Genomic DNA, 23,379 nt, shown 5'->3' with positions numbered 1-23,379 from the left:
TTTTAATTATGACATCAGCTGCTTATTGCAGGCATGGCTTTTAATGCCCGAACAGGTGACTGACTAATAATCCCTAATTGGATAGCAAAGAAAAAAACAGCTGCCCATAAACAATATTCTACACCCGATAATGTAGCAATAATTGCGGCTATGGCTGACCCCAATGGCCTAGCACCAAATGAAGTCGTTAACATCAATGCAGAAACGCGCCCAATCAGCAAATTGGGGGTCACCGACTGGCGTAATGAAACTGTGGATATCGTCCAAATAATTGGTCCAGCACCAAATAAAAAATAAGCAAAGCAAACTAAGTAAAATGATGAATTCCAGACAGTAAATAGCAAGGTTGTCGCACCGAATAAACCACAAACAGGCCCAAATATTACCAAAGTCCCATAGCTAAACTGCAAAGATAAGTGGCGTAGACCAAGTGCGCCAACAATCATTCCTATTCCGTAAACTGAAATCGCAATACCAATTTGCTGTGCTGAAAGTTGTAATACTGTCACTGCATATGCCGTAAAAACTCCCTGAATAATAAACCAGGCTGTATTAAAAAATAATGCCGTCAATAAAATAGGCTTTAAATACGGATTATGGAAAATATAGTCAGCACCTTCTTTTAATTGTTTTAATAGTGATGTTGAAACTAGCGTTTTCTTGTGCTCTTTGGGCAATTGAAAAATTAAAATTAAAGCAATCACCGATAAAATAATGGCGAAACTGTAGGCAGATGACGCACCAATATAACCAACCAGTACACCACCTAGCGCAGGTCCCGCCGTATAAGATAAACTTCGAGCAAGTTCAATCCATCGATTCGCATTAATTAGGTGGTCTTTAGGGATCACGGCTGGAATATAGGCTGAAGTAGCAACACTGTAGATTACCGTACCAACAGCGCCAATAAATCCAAACAAAATTAATAATGCGAATGAAAGCAGCTTTGAAAATAATAACGCAAAAATCATTCCTAAAACGGCAATACGTATCGCTTCAGAGCATATCATTAGGTTGCGAGCACTATGTCGATCGGCAACAATACCAATAAATGGTGACACAATAAGAAAAGGCAATGTCTGCAACATTTGTAGCCAAGCTGTGTCACTGGCAGAGGCGTTTAGTATCAGTACAGCAACAAGAGGTGTTACCGCTAAAGCAATTTGCTCTGACATTTGAGCAAATAAATTTGAATAGGCAACTTTGCTAAAAATTTTATCTGAATTCATGTTTGGCCTTTCTTATTTGTTGAAGATTTTCTTCTACATTAAAGAAAGACCTTATATTTCGACTTTCCGTTTATTGCTTTTCGATTAGCCACAAACAATCTCAGTCTCAACTTTCGTATCAGATTTTTTGCGAAAAATAACAAAAATGACAACAATACCTAAAACAGCAACGAAAGTACCCATAAAACTAATCATTGAATAACTATAGCCATAGGATAATACCGCCCCACCAATCGCTGCACCAATCGCATTGCCTAAGTTAAATGCACCAATATTAACGGAGGAAGCTAACGCCTGTGCACCTGTAGCTGCATTCATCACTAAAATTTGTATTGGTGGGACAATACCAAAACTAAAAATACTCCAGAATAATAAACCTAACCCTGCACCAACAGCATTAGTCGCTATGAATGGGAATATTGCCATACTTAACGCTAACATTAAGAAAAAGATGATCAGCGTGCCGAATAATGATTTATCTGCAAATAAACCACCTAAATAGTTACCCATTGTAAAACCCGCACCGATAATCACTAACATGATGGTAATCATTTGATCGGAAGCATCGATGAAATCCATCAGCATCGGAGTAATATAAGTATATAGGGTAAACATTGCACTTGCTCCTAATACTGTCGATAACATGCCTAACATCACTTGTGGTCGTCGTAAAATACGTAATTCGTTTTTAACGTTAACGTCTCGCCCTTGAAGGTTGTTGGGTAAAGCCCAAATTAAACTCGCAATAGTTAATAATCCAAGTGCGGCGATTAAATAAAATGCCTCCCGCCATCCCACGACTTGGGTTAATTTGGTCATGAGCGGAACACCACCAATATTGGCAATAGTTAATCCCATAAACATGGCTGCAATTGCACTAGCTTGCTTACTCGGTGGAACAACACTCGCGGCCACAATGGCCCCTAACCCAAAAAATGCACCATGGTTTAAGCTAGTAATAAAACGTGAAATTGATAAGGTCACCAAATCGGGAGACATTGCTGAAAGTAAATTTCCTACCGTAAAAATAGACATTAAGAATACCAATGCCACTTTCGGTTTTCTCTTCACCAGTAATAATGTCATGATTGGAGCACCTATCATCACACCAAGGGCATAAATAACAACTATTGACCCAACGGATGGAATATCAACCTGAATATTATCAGCAATATAAGGTAACATTCCCATTGGGGAAAATTCAGTTGCTCCAATAGCAAAAGCGCCTACTGCTAGTGCCAACAGTGCAGTGTTAATTCTCATTTTTTCAGCCTTATTGAAATAAATTATTAACATTTATTAATGGGCTGAATTTTTCCATATTGAAAGCCAATGAAAAAGACGCTAAGGTGAAAATAACTTTTGCTGGAAATGCAATAATGAAAATAACCTTTGAAGAACTTCAAGCTTTTATCAGTGTCGTTGACTCTGGTTCTATTACTTCAGCTGCCGAACAATTAAACATGACCATTTCAACGGTAAGCCGGGCATTACTTAGGCTTGAAAAAAAAATGGATACAACGTTACTTTACCGAACAACACGTTCGATCAAGCTCAGTGATGAAGGCACCGCATTTTTGCAAAAAGCGCGAGAGATTATTGATCTCGCTCACGAGGCAGAAGAAATGCTATCTGTCCGCCAAGCCATCCCTTCCGGTAAGCTACGTATTGATGCCTCAACCCCTTTTTTGACACATGTAATTGCCCCGCTGATCCCGTTATTCCATGAGCGTTACCCACAAGTTGAACTTGAAATTCATAATTATGAAGGTGTCACTAATTTATTAGAAAATCGAATTGATGTGGCTTTTCGCATTGGCGTACTAAAAGACTCATCACTCAATGCCACCTTATTAGGTTTTAGTCAAAAGCGATTAGTCGCCAGCCCTGCTTATTTAGCAAAGTATGGTGTGCCACAAAATAGCAACGAATTAAAAAAACACTGTTTACTGGGCTTTACTCAACCCGACTCACTGAATATTTGGCCCGTAAAAAATTCAAATGAAGATTTACTTAAAATTAAACCCAATATTGCAGGGACAAGTGGTGAAGTCTTATTCCACCTCGCAATGCAAGGCGCTGGAATTTTATGCTCTGCCGATTTTGTAACCATGGACGCATTTGCCAGTGGTCAATTGGTGCAAGTTTTAGAAAAAGAAACCGTAGTTATTCGCCAGCCCATTAATGCCGTTTATTACCGAAACCAAGCGGTATCACCTCGCCTACGGTGTTTCATTGATTTTATAAAGAAATATTCAACCAAAATAGAGCCTCTCTAGCTTTTCCCCGTTTTAAACCTTACTCCTTTTTTAAATTCTGTCAGCGTTATTCCTGTATGCCGTTTAAAGTAACGACATAAATACGAGGTATCTTCGAAATTAACTTCATCTGCTATTTCCTTTATTGATAATTTGCCAATCTCAAGTAATGCTTTTATTTCTAAAATAACTTGTCTATCTATCAACACCTTTGGTGGATCATTAAAGAAGCTTTGGCTAATTTTTGATAAATAAAATGGGGTTATCGATAATCTTTCAGCATAAAATTTAACCTCTTTATGCTGTTTACAATGCCGTGTGATTAAGCCCCAAAAACGCCAACAAAGTTGCTCTTGCCTATTTCGTTTTTCAGGTTTAACTAAAATCGTTTTAGTGCCATTACTGATTTCCAAAAACAAATTTTGCAAATGGTTTTTCAATTGTAATTGCCAATATTCTCCACGTTCAATCACTATTGAAAGCATGATTTTTTTCCAATAATCAAACAACTCATGCTTTTCTATAGGGATTTGAATAATAGGGTAGTCATTAAAAAATGCAAATAACTGTTGAGGCAGCGAATAAGCAATAGAGGTGGCAAATTTTTTATCAATTAACAAATATTCAAGGTTAAAACATCGTGATTTTGCTTGTAGCATGGCAAAGGTATCATCATATAAAACAATCAGGTCATTTTTTTGTACTCGGTACTGCCTAAAATTAATACTAAAAATCGCGCAGCCTTGCAAACAAATGCACACTGTTACGTATGATGAAGATAATTGTTTTTTCTGCATTTTATCCATATTGGTCACGCCAATGCGGAGCGCTTCTGGAATATTAATCAAACATGTTTGTATGCTTAACATCACGTTTGTCCCTCTTAGCAAACAGTGCCTCAGTCCACAATAGTTGTCATAAGTACCTAAAATGAACAAATTTACCTCTTAAATATTACTCATTAATACCTAAAATACACGCATTAATTACTTCCATCATTAAGAGGAAAACAGATGGTACTTTATACAGAACGACTGATTTTACGTCCATGGCAAGAAACGGATGCTGAAGATCTATATTTTTATGCAAAAGACGAAAGAATAGGCCCAGTTGCTGGTTGGCCTGCACATCAAAGCGTTGAAGAAAGTCGTATGATTATTAAAGAGATTTTCATGCGCGATGAAATTTATGCCGTTACTTTAAAAGAAGACAAGCGCGCAATTGGCCTAATCGGATTATCTTTAAGCCATGAAAGTAATTTCCCTATAGGGGATAATGATGCTGAAGTCAGCTATTGGATCGGCGTACCATTTTGGGGTAAAGGATTGATACCTGAATCTATTAAAGAAATTATTCGCCATGGATTCATAGACCTAAAATTAGATAATCTATGGTGTGGCTATTTTCAAGGCAATGAGCAATCAAAAATTGCACAAGAAAAATGTGGTTTTAAATATTACAAAACCTTGGCACCTCAATTTATTAAATTAATTGGCGAAACAAAAACTGAAGAAATAAGCCGACTTACAAAACAAGAATGGCTTTCATTACTGTAATGTTTAAGAGAATAAGGCCATCTTACTGAATGCCTTATTCTTTTTTATTGTCACAACACATTTCTAAACGCACAAACATATTCTACCCTTTACCAATTAATGCTATGATTTTTCGATAATTATAAAGTCAAAAATTTAAATTTTTATATAGGATTAACAGGTAAACACATGCACGACTATGGTATTTGGACAGTAATCACCCCTATTGTGACAATTATATTGGCAATACTCACCCGCCAAGTAATGCTTTCCCTAATGTTAGGAATACTTGTAGGTTTTACGGTTATTAATGATCAGAACGTTCTTTTAGGTGTTAAAGGCACCGTTGATGGTATTATTAACACCTTTTCATCCGCAGGAAATACTCGCACTATTGTTTTTATGGTGATGATTGGTGGAATTATGCGGTTGGTTGTTGTTACTGGGGGTGTTAGAGCCCTCGTTCAATTATTGACAAATAAAACTCGGTTAATCAAAAACCGTACAGCAACACAATTACTGGCTATTGTGATTACCTCCCTCATATTTATTGAAAGCTCCATTAACCAATTAGTTGCAGGTGCTTCTACCAAAAATTTGGCACGTCAATATGGCGTCGCACCAGAAAAAATGTCTTATCTAATTCAAACTGCATGCGTTTCGGTTTGTTCTTCCGCCATTATTAATGGCTGGGGAGCCGTTATCATGGGATTAATTGGCGTACAAATTTCACAAGGGTTAATTACAGGTGAGCCTTTTGATATTTTAATTACCTCTATTGGTTATAACCTGATGGCTTGGTTATCCCTCGGTACGATTTTAATCTATGTCTTCATGAATTTTTCATGGGGACCGATGAAAAAAGCGGAAGACAAGTATCAACAAGCGTTTATTGCTGGAAATATTTCAACATCTAATGTTCAAGACAATGAAGAAGAGATTATCAATCATCCAAATGCTCACTCTTCGCTAAATTTCTTTATTCCTATTTTATCCACTGTATTAATGGTGCCTATCGCTCTTTATATCACTGGTGATGGCGATTTCAGTAAAGGTAGTGGCTCAACCTCTGTTTACTGGGGAGTAATGTTTGGTACTACTGTGTCATTTTGTTGGTTCATTGGTCGTCGTCTATTAAATATCGATAGTTTTTTTAAAGAGTTATTTATTGGTTATGCCAACATGCTAAAAATAAGCTCTATTATGATTTTGGCATTCTTAATGGGCGATGTTTCTGCTGAACTCAATACCGGTGCTTATATTGCTGAAGTTACCCAAGGGGTAATGGCACCTGGTTTTTCCATTGGCTTTATTTTTATTATTAGCGCAATTATGTCGTTAGCAACAGGTACATCGTGGGGAACATTTGCAATTATGATCCCAATTGGTGTGCAATTAGGCTTATCAGTAGGAATGCCTGTAGAGTATATGATTGGCGCTGCGATTTCAGGCTCAATATTTGGTGATATGACGTCGCCTATTTCTGCAGATGCTATTGTGGCTTCGATGGCAACAGATTGTGAGCATATTGAACATATTCGCACACAAATGCCTTATGCATTAGTGACGGCCAGTGTCGTGCTTGCTATTTACCTTTATCTTGGTTTTACCCACTAATTACACGGAAATTTAGATGTCAATTCAACAAACACTACGCCAATTTGAAAAAGTTGATTTATTAAAAACCTCAACACCACTTCATCGTCTTGATAACTTGTCGAAAAGGTTTGGCCGTGAAATTTATATTAAGCGTGATGACATGACCCCTCTCGCTATGGGTGGGAATAAATTACGTAAGCTTGAATTTCTTATGGCAGATGCACTAGCAAAAAATGCAAAGATTATTGTTACTGCGGGTGCAATTCAATCAAACCACGTTAGACAAACCGCGGCAGTTGCTGCTATGTATGGTTTGGAATGTGTGGCCTTATTAGAAAATCCAATTCAAAGCAATGACACAAATTTCCTGCATAATGGTAATAAGTTATTGACGGATTTATTTGGTGCGCGCTGTGTTATGTGCGATGAATTAACTGATCCACAAGCCCAAATGGAAGAACTCATTACATCACAGTCACTTCGTGATGCCTATATTGTGCCTGTTGGTGGCTCTAATGCTTTAGGCGCATTAGGTTATATTCAATGTGCGGTAGAAATTGCTGGGCAGAAACCAGAAAACATTGAGTTTGATAAAGTCATCGTTGCCTCAGGTAGTGCTGGCACACATGCAGGTCTTGCTATTGGATTAAAAGAATTGTTACCTCGAAGCCAAGTCATTGGAGTGACAGTCTCAAGAAAGCAGCAAGACCAAGCCCCTAAAGTTGAAAAGCTACAGAATGAATTAGCCCAGCTATTAGCCTTGAATCAAGTGCCTGACGTCATTTTATGGGATAGTTTTTTTGCTCCCATGTACGGGATGCCTAACCAGCAAGGTCTTGCAGCGATTGCACTTCTTGCTCAGCAAGAAGGCATATTACTGGACCCTGTATATACTGGAAAAGCTATGGCGGGTTTAATTGACTATTTAGAAAACTCAGCCGAAAAAACACCTGTGTTGTTTGTTCATACTGGCGGTGCACAAGCCTTGTTTGCTTATGCAGATATTAGCCAAACAATTTAATCGCTCCAGTTTATCCCCAAGGGCATTTTTGCCCTTTTCTTTTACCTAATATTTTCATTATATTCTTTGTATCAAAAATCCTCTGATAAGCTCATTTTTATTAATGGATATCAATCCACCTAGTAGACATAGAGACAGCGCAATGACACCAATGCCTATCACACTCAAATTAGCCAGTGAACAAGATACATTAACTCTCCATGAAATTGGTATGCAAAGCTATATGCACCATTTTGCGGTGCTCTGGAATAATAAAGATGAGTTATTTGAATACTTAAATCAGGAATACAGTGCTGATAAAATCATCCATGATATTAGCCAGACAAACATAGAGTGGTATGTTATTGAATCCGAGTTTCCTATAGGGTTAGTGAAGCTCACACATCAAGAAAAAATACCCGATACTCAAGTCGTTGGAACGTTATTAAATAAACTCTATTTTTTACCCTCAGCGACAGGAAAAGGTTATGGGAAATTAACCTTCAAACTCATTGAAAATATAGCCATAAATAAAGGCTCTAACGCACTCTGGTTAGATGTGCTTGCCAGTAATTCTCGGGCAATCCAGTTATACCAATCGAATGGGCTGCAAATCTTCAAGGAAATTTTATTTAAAAGTAAATCCCAACAAACCCTTGAGTACATTATGTACAAAACTCTTTAGTTTAGAATATAAAATAAGTTGCTCTACACATACTGGCGAGCAACTCAGTTTTTACTGTTTCTTATTCGTTATCATTATCCCCAGTATGATGAATACCCCACCAATGATAATCATTGAACTCATTTTTTCATTAAGAAAAAGCGTACCAATAATAACAGCACTTAACGGATTAAGCGCAATGAATGATCCTGCTCCCGCAGCCCCTAGTTGTGCAACACCTTGGTAATACCATACATAAGCAATAGCCGACCCTAAGACACCTAAATAACTTAAACTGATTAAGTCGCCCACAGATAACAAAGACAGCGCCCCAAAATTCATTTCTTGTGTATAAACAGATGTAAGGACTAATAAGATAGTGCCAAACAAAACCGCATAAGTCACAGTATGTAATGCCCCTATTTCTTGGATAACGTTTTTACCTGCGACGGTATATATCCCCCAGCTAATCACACAACCTAAAATAGCTAAATCACCGCTACTGACCACAACCCCATCTGAGTCTGGTGTTTTATCAGACAATAAGATAATTGCACCTATTACGCAAAAACTGATTCCAATGCTTTTTTTAATTGAAATTTTCTCTTTCCATAGAATAAATGAAATTAATGCAATCATTGCAGGGTTAATTGCGACTAATAAAGCGGCTCGTGACGCAGGAATAATTTGTAACCCATAGAAAAATAAAATTTGATAAATAAATACCCCACTCGCCCCCAACACTATAATTTGGCAAAATTGCTTCACTGAAATGCGTTTCCAACCAATACGGCCAATAAACAAAACTAAAATTAATGAAAGGCTAGCAAAAAGAAAACGTAATGTTGCAGACAATAAAGGGGAGATCTCAGGTTGGATAACTCTACCCGCAATAAATGTACCTCCCCAAATAACTGAAACAAACACCATTTGAATGACAATAATATTTAGTGAGCGCTTTTTTGCTATCGTTACTGTGTTTTGCATTTTGTTCTCTCAGCGATAAAGATAAATCTTGTTAATTTCTTTCCCACTGATAAGCTAACCCTAATCTAACATCATAAACTAATGAGTGTTTACTCATGACATTAACGCAACTTGAAATCTTTACCATCGTAGCTGAATTAAGAAGTTTTACTTTAGCGGCAATGAAACTAAATATTTCCCAGTCCGCCGTTTCTCACGCGATAAAATCCTTAGAGAAAGATCTCAATGTTATGCTATTCACTCGTGAGCAAAATCAAACAACATTAACTGAAATAGGTAAAACACTGTTATTGCATTCTCACCATATGCTAAATATCCAAGAAGCTATAAAACAAGAAGCTCTTGCATCCAATGGTTTACAAGCAGGTGTTTTACGGATTGGTTCTTTTGGCCCTGGATCATCATTAAACTTATTGCCACCACTTTTAGCCCAATTTCGCCAAAAATACCCGCTGATTAATATTGTGGTTGATGAAGGTGATGACGAAACTGTCGCTCAGTGGTTACAAGAAAAGCGTATTGATATCGGTGTAGTTGTGTTACCTGATGAACGGTTTGATACTTTTAAAGTAAAAGACGACCAAATGGTGGCTATTCTCCCTCAAAATCATCCTTTGACAAACCTACCAAGTATTTCATTGAAAGAATTGTGCAAATACCCTTTTAATTTAACGCAGGCAGGGTCTGGGAAACTCGTGTTAGACTTATTTCATGCACAAAAGCTGACACCAAGAATCCAATTTAAAACGCGGCAATTACTTAGTACATTTGCTTTAGTTGCTCGCGGTGATGCTGTTTCAATTGTTGCACAGCTTGCAATTCCAGATTACATTCAAAATATTGTTGTAAAACCACTAGACCCGCCAGTTAAACGCAATATCGCCTTTGCTGTTAATGATAAAAGCCAACTGTCACCCGCGACAAAGGCTTTTATTCAAATTGCTAAAAAAACGTATGGTTAATTTAATAACCGATAGGTGATCACATATAAAGATTGCTCTGTCGGATAAATTTCTTTAATGAGCTTTTTCAATGTATCTAATGTCATTGCTTCTTGTTCTGCATGGTACTCAGAAATATCATTGTAGAAAATAGGCTCAACAGAGAGTATTTCAATTTCGGTATAATATTTCCCTGTCTCAAGCGCATATACCTTAACGGTTGTGTTTGGTACGTAATGGCTTTCACTTTTATCACGGATTGTGATTACCTTTTTTCCAGATACCACCAATGGCAGTAATCGCTCAAAAAACGTAATTGTATCTGGTGCATCATTCATAATTTTTCTCTAAATTTTATTAAAAAACCTATTGAAAACACATTTTCTTATAACATCGCCAAAATGCAACCAAATGGTTGTTTTCGTGCTGTGGCTTGCCTTTACTCTACTGTTGGAGCAAGGCTTTCTATACAATTATATCTGAACATGATTAAAAAAACTGGATATCAATAATGAATAATAACGAAACCTTATTTTACCAACAAGAAGAACATTTTTGGTCTGCTATTTGTTCCGACACTTTAAAGATTAGTGAAAATACTATTAGCTATTTTTCTGAACTCAATTTACCTATTTTCAATTTTATATACCTGCACCAAGGTACTAATCTTAGCGAGTTTGAAAAGGCAGAAAATACATTTAAGCAACAATCTAAACCTTATATATTAGTTGTTCATCAAGACGAACTGCCCCAATTTGAGCAAGAAATTGAGAAGCGAGGTTTCATTGCAGATGGCGAGTCTACAGCAATGATTTTACCAAAATCCTCACTGTCTTTATTTAAGGAGCCACCATCAATTGAGACTGGCTACCGAATTGAGCAATGTAATGAACGGTTGAGTGATTGGGCACAACCGTTGATTACCGCATTTCCTGCAGATTCCGATGATGAGGAAGAGGACGGCATCGTCATTAATGAATATATTCGTTACCACCAAAGGGCATTAGACAAACAAACCAATATGATGCATTTTGTCTTATTTTCTGGTGAGCAACCTGTATCTACCTTAACTTTAACAGTAAATGATAAAACTGCACGGTTGGATGATATTGGCACTGATATTCAATTTCAGGGAAAAGGATTTGCGACAATACTTATCAAACACGCATTAGCAGTTTGCAACCAGCAAGGTCTTGAACAGTGCGTATTAGAGGCATCATCAGACGGGCTTTCAATCTACAAAAAACTGGGTTTTGAGCCTATTTTTAGCTACTTAAGTTTTATTGCGGAATAAATATTTAGCGTGTACCTGAGCCATAAAGGTACATGCTATTTAAAATAAATACGGCATGAGTGTAATCAGTAACAGCAATATACCACCACCAATATTAATATATTTTCTCAGTGTATTAATTTGAATTGATGAGGAAAAGATAATAAGGCTTCCACATGATACCGCCAACCAAGCCGCCATCATCAATACATGTATACTAGATAAAACCAGAAAACTGATTAGAGAAGGGTCTGTGCCAACAAAGTTTGATACCACCACTAAATATAAAACAATTGCCTTGGGATTAAGTAGATTGGCTAAATACGCATCTTTAACCGTAACTGTCCTTATCACATTATTTGCTGTACTTTTACCTACTTTTAAACCTGTGTTAATTAATGTGATAGACAAATAAACTAAATATAATGTTCCTAAAATACCGATTGAACGCATTGCCCATGGATAAGAGGCTAGAATTTTTGATAGACCAATACCAACTAATAAGCCATGAGTCAATATCCCTAACCCAGTCCCAATGATTGGAACAAGTAGCCCTTTCATTCCTTGAGTTAATGTACTATTCAGCGCAATTGCAAAGCTTGCCCCTGGGGAAACAACGATTGGAAGCAACGTCACTATAAAACCCAGTATATCCACAGATACAAACCTTATATTTAGTTATCTATTTTAATCCAGCATTGCTGTACCAGCTTTGAATATCTTTCACAATCATCTCAGTGTGCAATTGCCCTTTATTATCCTTAAAGAAGTGGTCGAGTTTTTCATATTTTTTAAAATTAACTGATGGGTTATTCGTTTGGCTCATCATTCTTTCTGTGCTGTAAGCATCGACATTCGTGTCTGCCATAGTTTGAATAACCAAATGCGGCGTTTTAATTGCCTGCACTAATTTCAAGTTATCAATCGTCAGCATTTCATACCACCAGCGTGGCCCATGACCACTGACAAACTGGTCATCATTTAATTGTTTATGCTTTGCCGCCTGCGCAAATTGATTAAAGCCCTCTAATGAATTAGCGACATCTTCCTTTGGCGTATTATTTTTAATGCTATAAAGCACATCATCGATAAAATATTGCCCACCCACATTTAGCGCAATGGATGCCGAAATAAAGTCGCCTTTAGCTGCAATTAAATGCGTGACTAACGCCCCTTCACTACCCCCTAATAAGATAATATGTTGATAATCTTTTTTGAGTTGTTTTAATACCGCCACATAATTATCCGCTCGCTCAATAGGAGAATCTTGAGACATATATTCTACAGGGCAATCTTCTTCTGACGCTTCTTCACCGTCTGCGCCGACTAAACTATTCAACCCTGTTTTCTCAACTAATAAAATATCGTTTCTGGGAAAAACTGCACCAAAGTTTTTAACCATATTGGGGTTATTTACCACGCTTTTGCAATCTGAACCCTGCAATAAAACTAGCAAATCTTGCGATTTGTTATCACCTTTTTGAATAACGTAATAATGAATTTCTTTACCATCATTGAGTAAGGTTTGTTTTTGATATGAGCTAGGTGCAGCAAGTACACTAAATGAACAAAAAGAAGTTAAAAGTACAGTCAGTTTAATTGTCATAGAGAAACCATGAGTTATTTTTATTCGCCATTATATAAAATAAGGTTATTAAGTTGGTTCTTATCATGCTCCACTTGTTAATCTGTCATCACTATTTTTAGTGAAGTCTCTGCAAATAATTCAACGATATTTGAGTTCAAATTCTTATCCATTACCAAAATAGATATTTGATCGCAGTTTGCAATTGTGTAGCGGGCAACACCTGGTAACTTATCTGCAGTAACCCCCATAATGACTTGGTTACTACGCTCAATGAGTGTTTTTTTTAACTCAGCTTCCTCATAGTCAAAAATAGTCACCCCCATCTGTGGATCTAAAGCGCAGCCACCAATAAAACATTGGTCAAAATGAATATGAGCAATTTGGTTAACTGCCGATGTATCAATGCTGGCACCAATTTCACGATTTAATTTCCCACCAATTAAAATCACTTCGCAAAGCGGCATTTTCATTGATTCAATTGCAATGGCGGGAGAGTTTGTCACCACGGTAAACGCAATATGTGCAGGTAAATTGCGTGCAATTTCTAGATTCGTTGAGCCTGTATCAATAAATACACACGCCCCTTGTTTAATTAACAAGCTACAGGCCTGTGCAATTTTAATTTTTTCCGCTTGATTTTGCTCGATTCTTTGCTCGAACGAGCCTAATTCATCAAGTATACTCACCGCTCCGCCATGTACTCGACGACAAACGCCTTCTTGAGCTAATTCATTTAAATCCCTACGAATTGTATGTTCAGAAACCTGCATATTACGGGCAAGGATAGTACAAATTACTCGCCCTTGCTCACGTAACAATTGGCGAATTTTATTTTGTCTTTGCTCTGGAAAAGCTGCATAATCGAGCATGTAATACCTCTTAATTATTTTAAAGTGATCATAATCGAGCACAAAATTATGTCAATCCCTCTTTACAACGTAATAAGGAAGAAGATATGAACAACTTACCGCTACCTGACAGCTTCTTTTTACATGAACTCGCAAATATTGCGGGGAAAATCTCTCTCGATTATTACCGCACTAGTGAGCTCAGTGTGGTTGAAAACAAGACAAAGGCTAATTATCGTTTTGACCCTGTCACGCAAGCAGACAAGCTGGCTGAGAAAGCCATGCGCGAACACATCACTAAAACCTATCCAAATCACTCTATCATGGGTGAAGAGTATGGAATTTCAGGGGATGGTGACATTCAATGGGTACTCGACCCGATAGACGGTACTCGCCCTTTTTTATGTGGTATTCCACTTTGGGCTAACTTAATCGGCCTGACTGAACAGGGAAAAGCCGTGATGGGCATGATGAGCCAACCTTATATTGGGGAACGCTTTTGGGCAGATAGGCATGGCAGTTGGACGAGTAGCCCGCATGGACATTCTCGTTTAGCTACTCGAAAAAACGTTAAATTAGAACAGGCTATATTACATACGACGTCCCCAGAACCAATATTATCTCGACCTGATATTCACTTTAAGGCGCTCGATGAACGTGTTTTAATGACCCGCTATGGTGGAGAGTGCTATGGGATGGCAATGCTTGCAGCAGGAAGAATTGATATTTGTGTTGAATTCGCACTGGAACCTTATGATATTGTTCCATTAATCCCTATTATAGAGCGTGCGGGTGGAGTCGTTACCACACTTGAAGGAAAACGTGCAGAATCTGGCGGGGCTGTCGTCGCAACGGGTTGCCCAATCCTTCATGAGCGCGTTCTGACTATCCTAAATTCAGGTAGTTAATTTATCATTTAAAAAAGTATTATAAAAAATGCAATCTACTCAACACGTTAATACCACTGTTCACTTAGCATCTGCGAAAAGGGAGCAAATTTCCACGCGCATTATCTTTTTTATCGCTGGTTTTGTTACCGCAGCATGGGCGGCTATCGTCCCCTATGTCAAAGTCAATACAGGAGCAAATGATGCAACACTTGGCATGTTACTACTTTGCTTTGGTGGTGGTGCACTTGTTGCCATGCCAGTGACAGGAGCATTAGCCGCCAAATATGGTTGTCGCCGCTTGATGGTTATCGCAACTATTGGTTTTTGTATGCTTTTTCCTGTTTTATCGTCACTTTCTAGCATCATTTTTCTGGTGGCAGGCTTATTATTATTTGGTATTTTTATTGGCTTGACCGATTGTGCGATGAATGTGCAAGCCGTCATTGTGGAAAAGTCCTCAGATAAGCCTATTATGTCGGGCTTTCATGGATTCTACAGTGTCGGGGGAATTGCGGGTGCAGGTACTATGAGCTTAGTTCTGCTCTTAGGGGTATCCGCGACTTTAGCGTCTATTTTTGTTTCTGTTATTGCGTTAGTTTTATTAGCCATCTGTTATAACGGCTTAATTACGTATGCGAATGCCCCAACAGGCCCGCTTATTGCTATCCCTAAAGGGATTGTATTGGTGATTGGTATCGTCTGTTTTGCTGTGTTCCTTGCCGAAGGGGCTGTGCTAGATTGGGGGGCCGTATTTTTAATCGAACACCATGGTCTTAAAGAGACCTTAGGTGGTTTGGGTTTTGCTGCTTTTGCTACAACAATGACGATTGGCCGGTTACTGGGTGACAAAATAGTGATGCGGGTCGGTTCAGCTCGTGTAGTCTTTCTAGGTGCACTCCTAGCTTGCCTTGGTTTCGTAATCGCAGTTATTTCCCCTTATTTAACCCTTGCAATTATTGGTTTTGCTTTAGTGGGAGCTGGTTCATCGAATATCGTTCCTGTGATGTTTTCTGCAGCGGGTAAACAAAACACGATGCCAGAAGCCTTGGCTGTACCTGCGATTTCGACATTGGGTTACTTAGGGATCTTGGCGGGACCTGCAGTAATTGGCTTTGTCGCATTCCAATTAACACTAGCGACTGCCCTTTTAATGATTTCTGTATTATTAGTATTTATTGCATTTGTTACCCGTTTTATCCGCGTTTAGTCTAATGAATATCATAAGGTTGCTAATGAATGGCAACCTTATGATAACCAAATAATTAGAGTTCAATCGTCCCACTGATGCAGTTAATTACATCACCAGCAATCCAAATTCCGTCATCATCTGCACTCACATACACTCGCCCTTCGCCATAAACACACTGCCCTTGGCCAACAGTATACTGTTTTGGGAGTTTTCCTTGAGGGATTAACCATTGTGCCGCACCCGCGTTAAAGCTTCCTGTCACGGGGTCTTCTACTGAACTGGTACCACAAAAAACTCTGACTTCGAGCTGTTTATCTTTACCTTCAGGGTAAATCGCACACAAGCCGATATCATAGCCCTTCAGTTGAAAATAATCAGGCTTAATATTTAAGAGTGTGTCCACTGACTTAAGCTGAATCCCCATCCAACCTGGGCCGTTATCTACCCAATTACTGTCAACAACATCATCTTCGGTGATCCCCAACCCTTTAAATACCTTTATTTTTTCATTTTGAGCAATTTCACCACTACGGATGAGTGGTGGTGCCTTAAATGCCAACCGGCCATCCACCATTTTAATTGCGATAAACCCTGCTTTGCATTCTTGAACTATCGATGTTTTCTGCTGCTGCCCATAGGTTTGCTGCCACACAAAACAACTCCCTAAAGTCGGATGCCCTGCAAACGGTAACTCACCTTCTACCGTAAAAATTCTCACACGATAATCTGCTTCGGGCTTTGTTGGCTGCAATAGAAAAACGGTTTCGCTTAAATTGGTCCATTTTGCGAATTTATTCATTTGTACATCTGTTAGGTTATCCGCCCCAACAACAACGGCTAATGGGTTACCATCCAGTTTACTGGCTGAAAAAACATTCACTTGCTCAAAAATATACTTCATTTTTTCCTCTGACGTCGTTACTACCATATTTACTATGGGAATAATAATGCGCTAGCTAACAATGTTTTGTGTATATAAATGCAATAACACATTAAGATAGCTATTGTAATTAATACTTTGACACAGGTAACCCATGGATTCGACAACTAAAAATACAATTATTATCGTGGGTGCGGGCTTTGTCGGCACCACCTTAGCATGGTATTTATCAAAACATACAAATCAACGCATTATCTTATTAGACAAAAAACACGCAAGCCAAGGTGTTACCCAACACGCCTTTGCTTGGCTTAATGTGTCTTATGGCCGCCCTGACGCTTACAGTCAACTTCGCAAGCAAGCACTTGCGCAATGGCGCTCTCTTGACGAGCACACACAGGGCCAGCTAAACATCCAGTGGTCCGGTGCAATTAGTTGGCAAGATAACGAAACAGCGACAGCATCTTTTATTGATGAGCATCAGAAAAATCATTTTAACGTCAAAGCACTAAATAAAAATGCATTACAAAAGATGGAGCCGAATTTATGTACACTCCCGACGCTTGCTGCTTTTTGCCCTGATGAAGGGAGCGTCGACCCTGTTTATGCGACTCAAACCTTGCTAAAGTTAGCCATTGATCAAGGTATAATCTATTTACCCCAACATGAAGTACTCTCACTTGTTCAAGAAGGTCAGCGTATTTTAGGTGTGATCACAGATCATGGTACATTTTTAGCCGACCAAACGGTGATAACAGCGGGTATTGATACCACTGCGCTCATTGGCTCAATTGGGGTTAAGTTACCTGTAAGTGCTTCACCGTCAATTATTGTGCACATTAATGCGCCAGATGAAAAACCGTTAGTGCAGCATATTATTTCAACTCCTGAAATGGAGTTACGTCCTGCTTCTACAGGTAAAATACTGTGTGCTGAGGATTACCTGAGTGATCGCCCAGAACATAGCGCAGACTGTATCGCACAAAACGCCCTAACCGTTATCAAAAATTCATTTATAGGTAGTGATACGTTAAATCTTGAAAAAACTTTCATCGGAATGAGACCCATGCCAAAAGATGAGATGCCAATTGCCGGAAAAGTTGCTGATTTCGAAGGTTTATATATTATCAGTATGCACGCTGCAATTACACTAGCGCCGTTGATATGCCAATTGGCTCAAGATGAAATTTTGCATGGAATAGAACACACTGCACTTGGCCCATATCGATTAACTCGTTTTGCATCAGGTAACTGACAAATGAATATTCCGTTGTACTATTTAAGACATTATCAATCGATTGAAAAAACGTTTTGGACATCTATTTGTGAACATAGTATCCAGATTGCGCAACACACCATTTGCTATTTAACGCCGCTTAATTCGCCAGCGTTTAACTTTATCTATTTGCAACCTGACTCCACCAGTCACGCATTTATGCAAGCACACAATCTGTTTGTGTCGCAAAAGAAAAATCACACTTTAGTGATCCCTGAAGAAATGCTCCCTCAGGTGGTTAACGAAGCTGAATCATTAGGCTACAAACGTGACAGCGTAACGACTGCCATGGCATTAACTCTAGCGAAACAAAATAAGGTTGAACTACCTGATAACCAAGTGGATATTGTCTTAGCTAATCACGATTTGTCATTGTGGGCAAAGCCGCTAGTTTCTGCATTTTACCTGTCGGAAGAGCACGACCAAGTCATTAAAGAGTATGTGCGTTATCACGAAGATGCTCTACAACAAGGCGCTCCACAATTTCACCTAGTGTTACTTGTCGATGGCGAGCCCGCTACATCTATGACCGTAACAATTGAAGGAACGCTTGCTCGTTTCGATGACATTGGTACAGAACCAAGCCACCAAGGTAATGGCTACGCATCACAACTCATTGATTACGCGTTAGCATTTTGCCGTCAACAAGGTGTTGAACACTGCTTCCTTGACGCCTCTGAAGCGGGGTTTGATTTGTATAAAAAGTTTGGTTTTGAGCCCTTATTCCGCTATATCAATTATGTCTGGTGTAAATAACCTACGTCACTGGTGTTATTTACACGATATGCCTGAATTGGAGCCATTAATTGCACAATGGTTCCTTCAGGAGTGGCCTTCCCACTATGGCCCACTAGGAAAAGGTGATGTTTGGCAAGATATCGCCACTTATCGCCATCGTGAAGGAACGGGTATGGGGATTATCGCCTTTGAGGCAAATAAACCTTGTGGTTTTATTGCCTTGAAAAATGACAAATTTTTACCTGATAACACGCCATTTCCATGGGTCGGTGCCGCTTTTGTTATCCCAGAAAAACGAAATCAGGGACTCGGACAGTATTTATTTGAACAACTTGAGTTGATCATTGATAAACAACAATACCCCCAAATTTTTTGTGCAACAGCCGTTGCGGATAACTTACTCATCCGCTGTGGGTGGCAGTTGTCTGTAGCATTAAGTCAGCTCTCTTTGCGTATTTATCACAAATATATCTGACATCAACATCCTATGAAAATTAATATTATCGGTACCAGCGGCAGCGGTAAAAGCACCCTTTGCCAACAGCTAGCATTATTGTTAAATGTCCCTGCCATTGAATTAGATAGTTTATATTGGCTCGCAAATTGGCAAGGTTCCTCAGATGAAGCATTGGCAGAAAGGCTCAGCATTTCTTTGAATAACGCGCCTTCTGGGTGGGTACTTGACGGAAACTATACACGGACTCAACCTATCAAATGGAAAGATGTCGATATGGTGATTTGGCTTGATTATTCATTGCCGCGAACCCTTTATCAGTCAATTACTCGTACATTATCGCGCATTCATTCAGGACAAGAGCTATGGGAAAATACTGGCAATAAAGAACGTTGGGGAAAAGCCTTTTTCAGCCGAGACTCAATTATTCTATGGCTACTAAAGACTTACTATCCAAATAAGGAAAGAAACCTAAAACATATGGCGAATATCAACTTGTGCCATATTCAATTTGTTCGGCTCACATCACCAAAGGAAACGCGTTTGTTTTTACAACAAATGAAAGCGCAAATTGAGGACAAACAGCTGAAATAACTCAGGTTCGGTTAACACATCTCGGTAGCCATAAAAGCTACCGAGAATAGCTTACCTCAGCGATTAAATTTCATCACACGCAGTTTTTAGCATCGCCGTTTGTTGGAATTTTTCAATCCCTAATTCAATTAAACGGCTAATTAATTGCTGATACGTCATACCACCTTGCTGCCAAAGTTTCGGATACATACTGATATTTGTAAAACCAGGCAATGTATTGATCTCGTTGATAACAACGTCATTATTTTCCGTTAAAAAGACATCAACACGGGACATACCACTACAATTTAATGCTTGGTATGCGGATAAAGCAATCTCGCGAATTTTCTCACTCACCGCATTTTCTAACTGAGCTGGGGCTACGACAGATGCGCCATTCTCATCAATATACTTGGTATGGTATGCGTAAAAACTATCGTGTAACACTATTTCACCACAAGGGCTAGCGAGTGGGTCGTCATTACCCAATACCGCACACTCAATTTCACGCCCTTTTACTGCGCTTTCAATAAGCACTTTAGTATCAAACAGGAATGCAAAATCTAATGCTGCTTCAAACTCTGCCTCGTTACTGACTTTGCTGATGCCAACCGATGAACCTTGGTTTGCGGGTTTAATGAATAGCGGTAAACCTAGCTGTGCTACTGTTACTTCATACTTTATTGTTGTGCGTTTATTTTGCAGTACAGTAATAAACGGGGCAATATTTAAGCCTGCATCTCTGAGTAATCTTTTAGTTACGTCTTTATCCATACAGGCCGACGAACCTAAAACACCTGGCCCTACAAACGGCAAATTTGCCATGCGCAATAAACCTTGCAATGACCCATCTTCGCCTAAATTACCGTGAACAATAGGGAAAATAACATCAATTTGTGGCAATGGTTTTGCGTCTTCTAGGGAGATAAATTGTTCATGCGTCCTACCTGGAACAAGTGCAATACTACGTTTCTGTGTATTGAGTGCAATACGGGATGGATCATCCCCATGAATAAGAAAATCCGCTTCATTATATTCATGCCATTGACCTTCTTTGTTTATACCCAAAAGGCACACGTCAAACTTCTGACGATCAAGGCCGTTAATAATATTTTTAGCTGATTGCAGAGAAACTTCATGCTCTGTCGATTTTCCACCAAAAATTACACCTACCCGTACTTTGCTCATTATCTGCTCCAACGTAATACACCATACCTAACAGAGAAATATAGCATGCACGGCAAAAGTTATGTCATAAAATCTTTATATTACAGTGAGGTTCGCTGTAATAATGAGCAATCATTAGTTTTTTGATGGAATATCTATAAATTATTAATACAACCGATGCTGATATTGATTTGCTCAATTAACCAATTCACAAAGACTGCCACTGCGCCATCTGCTGCAATAGGTTTTGGCGAGAGCAAGTAATAAGCAGATCCGTCAGGAATAAAGCCCTCAGGAGCTTGAAGTTGCCCTGATTGAATTTCATCTGTAACCATAAGAAAAGACACTAACGCAGCCCCCTGTCCTGATAAAGCGGCTTGAATACACAGGTAAAAATGTTCATAGGTCACATATTTATAGCCTGTTAAATCTACGCCGCTATTTTTTTGCCATGTTACCCACGCTTCAGGGCGTGATGAACTTGTTAATAGCGGGCGGTTTGGTAACAAACTAACAGCCTCTTTTTCAGGTAGTCGTACTATCCCCATTTGCTCTGAACATACCTTGGTAGCGTATATTTGTCCTCCCCATACAAAATCATTGCGCCTTAAAGCAAGGTCAACATGGGTCTTCGCAAAATCAATAGAGCCACCAGCAGCAACAAGGTGAACAGTGATATGGGGATACCGTTGATAAAAATCAGTTAAACGAGGAATTAGCCACTTCATGGCAATCGTTGGTTCACAAGACACACTCACCACGTCAGGCGTGGCATTTGTCTTGATTTGCTCAACTGTCGCGCTTAACTGCTCAAATAAGCTACTGGTCGTCTGTAAAAGAAGTTGGCCTGCAGCTGTTAAGAAAACAGCACGATTTCGCCGCTCAAATAACGCCACACCAAGGTGTTCTTCCAATAGGCGGATTTGGCGACTGATAGCACTGTGAGTGACATTTAATTCTTGTGCAGCTTTAACAAAGCTACCCGCTTTAGCAGCGGCATCAAAGAAGCGTAAGGTCGATAACGGCGGCAATTTCATATTGGTAACGAAAAGTGACAGATTTCAGTCAGGATAAATCGCTTTTTAACTTTATTCAATATATTGATAATAAAAACATTAAATAGATCATTACAACCATATTCATGGTTATAACTGTTAGTTTTTATAACTCTTTAGGAAACTTAAATGAATGAAATCCTTGCAGTAGCAACAATAACAATCCTTGCAGTGATCAGTCCAGGGCCTGATTTTGCGATGGTAACTCGGCAAAGTTATACCTACGGCATAAAGACAGGATTATTATGTGCTTTTGGCATTGCAATTGGCGTTCAAGTGCATGTATTTTATACAATTTTCGGTATTACGCTAATTATTATGAGCTCAAGTGCATTATTTTTAGCCGTTAAGTTAATCGGTGTTTGTTATTTGGTTTATATCGGCTTTAAGTCATTCACCAACAAAACAAAAATAACCACTGATAGCGCCAACACACAGCCAATATCTAAATTTAATGCATTTAAAACAGGCTTTTTAACCAATGCCCTAAACCCCAAAACCATGTTTTTTGTTGTTTCCGTTTATAGTCAAGTTATCCAAGTCGGGAACTCTGTTTGGCTCAACTTAGGTTATGGGGTGTTTATTTCATTGGTGCACTTAGTTTGGTTTAGCTTAATCGCACTATTTTTTGCCACCCCTTCAGTACGTAATAAAGTATTGAGTTATCAATCAGTCATGGATAAAACCATTGGCACCTTGCTAGTCTTACTTGGTTTTTCTTTGCTCTTTTTCAATATCAATTAAGCCTTATTGAGCCCCTGATAATATTCATTTGCCATTTGTGCCAGTTCAATAACATCTTTAGGCATATTTAATTGCGCGAGTTGTTGAAAAGGCACCCAACTAAACGGTGAAAAAGGTGGCTGCTCAGGTGAAATTAATTCACATAAATACACCATATCGATATGCCAATGGTCACCTTTTTTCTTATCCGCGATAAATTCCTTGAGAATGGCCATCGGTAATGATAATGATTGCGTATGAGATGAAGCAACAACTGAGGTCTTAAAGGGATATCCACAACTAATAATATTGCAATGAAGCCCCGTTTCTTCTAATACTTCGCGATATAACGCATCTTGCGGTTCTTCATTTTCTTCAATATGCCCCCCAGGCGGTAACCAAAAACCTAGTTTAGGGTGTTCATGAAGTAAAAATGCCCCTTTTTCATTACGGATCATTGCCGTTGCAGTAAAGTGTTTAATCTCATTATTCATTTGATGATGACTCTTCTC

General features: G+C 38.8%; 26 protein-coding genes. 14 read left to right on the top strand and 12 right to left on the bottom strand.

What is annotated here, in order from left to right:
• Positions 1 to 14: 14 nt before the first annotated feature.
• Together PSF27_RS04550 and PSF27_RS04545 are read right to left on the bottom strand one after the other, a co-directional pair.
• A complete protein-coding gene (locus PSF27_RS04550) occupies positions 15 to 1,229 on the bottom strand; it encodes an MFS transporter (RefSeq protein ID WP_272538431.1) in 1,215 nt (404 codons plus the stop codon).
• A gap of 84 nt (positions 1,230 to 1,313) precedes the next feature.
• Positions 1,314 to 2,492, bottom strand: a complete 1,179-nt coding sequence (locus PSF27_RS04545; RefSeq protein ID WP_272680954.1) for an MFS transporter — start codon at positions 2,490 to 2,492, stop codon at positions 1,314 to 1,316.
• A 116-nt stretch (positions 2,493 to 2,608) separates the two neighbouring features.
• Here PSF27_RS04545 and PSF27_RS04540 point away from each other — a divergent pair, with 116 nt between their 5' ends.
• Positions 2,609 to 3,508 carry a LysR family transcriptional regulator gene (locus PSF27_RS04540; protein ID WP_272680953.1) on the top strand — a complete coding sequence of 300 codons (900 nt, stop codon included), beginning with the start codon at positions 2,609 to 2,611 and terminating at the stop codon, positions 3,506 to 3,508.
• Here PSF27_RS04540 and PSF27_RS04535 read toward each other — a convergent pair.
• On the bottom strand, positions 3,505 to 4,356 hold the full coding sequence (locus PSF27_RS04535) for a helix-turn-helix domain-containing protein (protein ID WP_272680952.1): 852 nt from the start codon (positions 4,354 to 4,356) through the stop codon (positions 3,505 to 3,507). The genes PSF27_RS04540 and PSF27_RS04535 overlap by 4 nt on opposite strands.
• 144 nt (positions 4,357 to 4,500) lie before the next feature.
• Between PSF27_RS04535 and PSF27_RS04530 the strand changes: the two genes are divergently transcribed.
• From PSF27_RS04530 to PSF27_RS04515, 4 genes are all read left to right on the top strand, one after another.
• Positions 4,501 to 5,043 (top strand): GNAT family N-acetyltransferase, encoded by a 543-nt coding sequence (locus PSF27_RS04530; RefSeq protein ID WP_272680951.1) that lies wholly within the window; start codon positions 4,501 to 4,503, stop codon positions 5,041 to 5,043.
• A gap of 168 nt (positions 5,044 to 5,211) precedes the next feature.
• Positions 5,212 to 6,639, top strand: coding sequence for a Na+/H+ antiporter NhaC family protein (locus tag PSF27_RS04525; protein ID WP_272680950.1), 1,428 nt, complete (start codon positions 5,212 to 5,214; stop codon positions 6,637 to 6,639).
• A 16-nt stretch (positions 6,640 to 6,655) separates the two neighbouring features.
• Positions 6,656 to 7,642 carry a D-cysteine desulfhydrase gene (locus tag PSF27_RS04520; protein ID WP_206084348.1) on the top strand — a complete coding sequence of 329 codons (987 nt, stop codon included), beginning with the start codon at positions 6,656 to 6,658 and terminating at the stop codon, positions 7,640 to 7,642.
• A 142-nt stretch (positions 7,643 to 7,784) separates the two neighbouring features.
• Positions 7,785 to 8,306, top strand: coding sequence for a GNAT family N-acetyltransferase (locus tag PSF27_RS04515; protein ID WP_272680949.1), 522 nt, complete (start codon positions 7,785 to 7,787; stop codon positions 8,304 to 8,306).
• Between the two features lie 51 nt (positions 8,307 to 8,357).
• Here PSF27_RS04515 and PSF27_RS04510 read toward each other — a convergent pair whose 3' ends face one another.
• On the bottom strand, positions 8,358 to 9,272 hold the full coding sequence (locus PSF27_RS04510) for a DMT family transporter (RefSeq protein WP_272680948.1): 915 nt from the start codon (positions 9,270 to 9,272) through the stop codon (positions 8,358 to 8,360).
• Positions 9,273 to 9,367: 95 nt separating this feature from the next.
• Here PSF27_RS04510 and PSF27_RS04505 point away from each other — a divergent pair, with 95 nt between their 5' ends.
• On the top strand, positions 9,368 to 10,234 hold the full coding sequence (locus PSF27_RS04505; RefSeq protein ID WP_272538436.1) for a LysR family transcriptional regulator: 867 nt from the start codon (positions 9,368 to 9,370) through the stop codon (positions 10,232 to 10,234).
• On the opposite strand, the gene yqfB is transcribed toward PSF27_RS04505, so the two are convergent.
• Positions 10,231 to 10,551 carry a N(4)-acetylcytidine aminohydrolase gene (gene yqfB / locus PSF27_RS04500; protein WP_272680947.1) on the bottom strand — a complete coding sequence of 107 codons (321 nt, stop codon included), beginning with the start codon at positions 10,549 to 10,551 and terminating at the stop codon, positions 10,231 to 10,233. The genes PSF27_RS04505 and yqfB overlap by 4 nt on opposite strands.
• Positions 10,552 to 10,724: 173 nt before the next feature.
• On the opposite strand from yqfB, the gene PSF27_RS04495 reads away from it, so the two are divergent.
• Positions 10,725 to 11,507, top strand: a complete 783-nt coding sequence (locus PSF27_RS04495) for a GNAT family N-acetyltransferase (protein WP_272680946.1) — start codon at positions 10,725 to 10,727, stop codon at positions 11,505 to 11,507.
• 39 nt (positions 11,508 to 11,546) lie between these two features.
• On the opposite strand, the gene PSF27_RS04490 is transcribed toward PSF27_RS04495, so the two are convergent.
• The 3 genes from PSF27_RS04490 to PSF27_RS04480 form a co-directional block, all read right to left on the bottom strand.
• On the bottom strand, positions 11,547 to 12,143 hold the full coding sequence (locus PSF27_RS04490) for a LysE family translocator (RefSeq protein WP_272680945.1): 597 nt from the start codon (positions 12,141 to 12,143) through the stop codon (positions 11,547 to 11,549).
• Positions 12,144 to 12,168: 25 nt separating this feature from the next.
• The gene (locus PSF27_RS04485; protein WP_272680944.1) at positions 12,169 to 13,092 is read right to left on the bottom strand and encodes an alpha/beta hydrolase family protein; all 924 of its coding nucleotides are present in this window, start codon (positions 13,090 to 13,092) and stop codon (positions 12,169 to 12,171) included.
• Between the two features lie 77 nt (positions 13,093 to 13,169).
• Positions 13,170 to 13,943, bottom strand: a complete 774-nt coding sequence (locus tag PSF27_RS04480; protein WP_272680943.1) for a DeoR/GlpR family DNA-binding transcription regulator — start codon at positions 13,941 to 13,943, stop codon at positions 13,170 to 13,172.
• An 86-nt stretch (positions 13,944 to 14,029) separates the two neighbouring features.
• Between PSF27_RS04480 and hisN the strand changes: the two genes are divergently transcribed.
• Complete coding sequence (gene hisN, locus PSF27_RS04475; RefSeq protein ID WP_272680942.1) at positions 14,030 to 14,830, top strand: histidinol-phosphatase; 801 nt, start codon at positions 14,030 to 14,032, stop codon at positions 14,828 to 14,830.
• A 28-nt stretch (positions 14,831 to 14,858) separates the two neighbouring features.
• Positions 14,859 to 16,019 carry an MFS transporter gene (locus PSF27_RS04470; protein WP_272680941.1) on the top strand — a complete coding sequence of 387 codons (1,161 nt, stop codon included), beginning with the start codon at positions 14,859 to 14,861 and terminating at the stop codon, positions 16,017 to 16,019.
• Between the two features lie 55 nt (positions 16,020 to 16,074).
• Here the strand turns inward: PSF27_RS04470 and PSF27_RS04465 are convergent, their stop codons facing one another.
• Positions 16,075 to 16,902: a PhzF family phenazine biosynthesis protein gene (locus PSF27_RS04465; protein WP_272680940.1), complete on the bottom strand. Its 828-nt coding sequence runs from the start codon at positions 16,900 to 16,902 to the stop codon at positions 16,075 to 16,077.
• A gap of 133 nt (positions 16,903 to 17,035) precedes the next feature.
• Here PSF27_RS04465 and PSF27_RS04460 point away from each other — a divergent pair, with 133 nt between their 5' ends.
• Genes PSF27_RS04460 through PSF27_RS20985 form a run of 4 tightly spaced genes read left to right on the top strand, consistent with a single transcriptional unit; the run spans position 17,036 to position 19,943 of the window.
• Complete coding sequence (locus PSF27_RS04460) at positions 17,036 to 18,136, top strand: NAD(P)/FAD-dependent oxidoreductase (RefSeq protein WP_272680939.1); 1,101 nt, start codon at positions 17,036 to 17,038, stop codon at positions 18,134 to 18,136.
• Positions 18,137 to 18,139: 3 nt separating this feature from the next.
• Positions 18,140 to 18,913 carry a GNAT family N-acetyltransferase gene (locus tag PSF27_RS04455; RefSeq protein ID WP_206084318.1) on the top strand — a complete coding sequence of 258 codons (774 nt, stop codon included), beginning with the start codon at positions 18,140 to 18,142 and terminating at the stop codon, positions 18,911 to 18,913.
• Entirely contained in the window at positions 18,897 to 19,370 is a 474-nt protein-coding gene (locus PSF27_RS20990; RefSeq protein ID WP_272680938.1) for a GNAT family N-acetyltransferase, read from the top strand. Before PSF27_RS04455 ends, PSF27_RS20990 begins: the two co-directional genes overlap by 17 nt.
• Positions 19,371 to 19,382: 12 nt before the next feature.
• Positions 19,383 to 19,943, top strand: coding sequence for an adenylate kinase (locus PSF27_RS20985; protein ID WP_272680937.1), 561 nt, complete (start codon positions 19,383 to 19,385; stop codon positions 19,941 to 19,943).
• Positions 19,944 to 20,006: 63 nt separating this feature from the next.
• Here PSF27_RS20985 and ddlA read toward each other — a convergent pair whose 3' ends face one another.
• Positions 20,007 to 21,110: a D-alanine--D-alanine ligase gene (gene ddlA / locus PSF27_RS04440; RefSeq protein ID WP_272680936.1), complete on the bottom strand. Its 1,104-nt coding sequence runs from the start codon at positions 21,108 to 21,110 to the stop codon at positions 20,007 to 20,009.
• A 134-nt stretch (positions 21,111 to 21,244) separates the two neighbouring features.
• Positions 21,245 to 22,126 (bottom strand): LysR family transcriptional regulator, encoded by an 882-nt coding sequence (locus tag PSF27_RS04435; RefSeq protein ID WP_272680935.1) that lies wholly within the window; start codon positions 22,124 to 22,126, stop codon positions 21,245 to 21,247.
• A gap of 147 nt (positions 22,127 to 22,273) precedes the next feature.
• On the opposite strand from PSF27_RS04435, the gene PSF27_RS04430 reads away from it, so the two are divergent.
• Positions 22,274 to 22,888, top strand: coding sequence for a LysE family translocator (locus PSF27_RS04430; protein WP_206084308.1), 615 nt, complete (start codon positions 22,274 to 22,276; stop codon positions 22,886 to 22,888).
• Here the strand turns inward: PSF27_RS04430 and PSF27_RS04425 are convergent.
• A complete protein-coding gene (locus tag PSF27_RS04425) occupies positions 22,885 to 23,361 on the bottom strand; it encodes an NUDIX hydrolase (protein WP_272680934.1) in 477 nt (158 codons plus the stop codon). The genes PSF27_RS04430 and PSF27_RS04425 overlap by 4 nt on opposite strands.
• Positions 23,362 to 23,379 lie beyond the last annotated feature (18 nt).

The organism is Providencia sp. PROV129, from assembly GCF_028482245.1.
Classification (GTDB): domain Bacteria; phylum Pseudomonadota; class Gammaproteobacteria; order Enterobacterales; family Enterobacteriaceae; genus Providencia; species Providencia vermicola.
The sequence above is the reverse complement of the archived record's forward strand: the minus strand, read 5'-3'. Positions and strand labels throughout refer to the sequence as shown.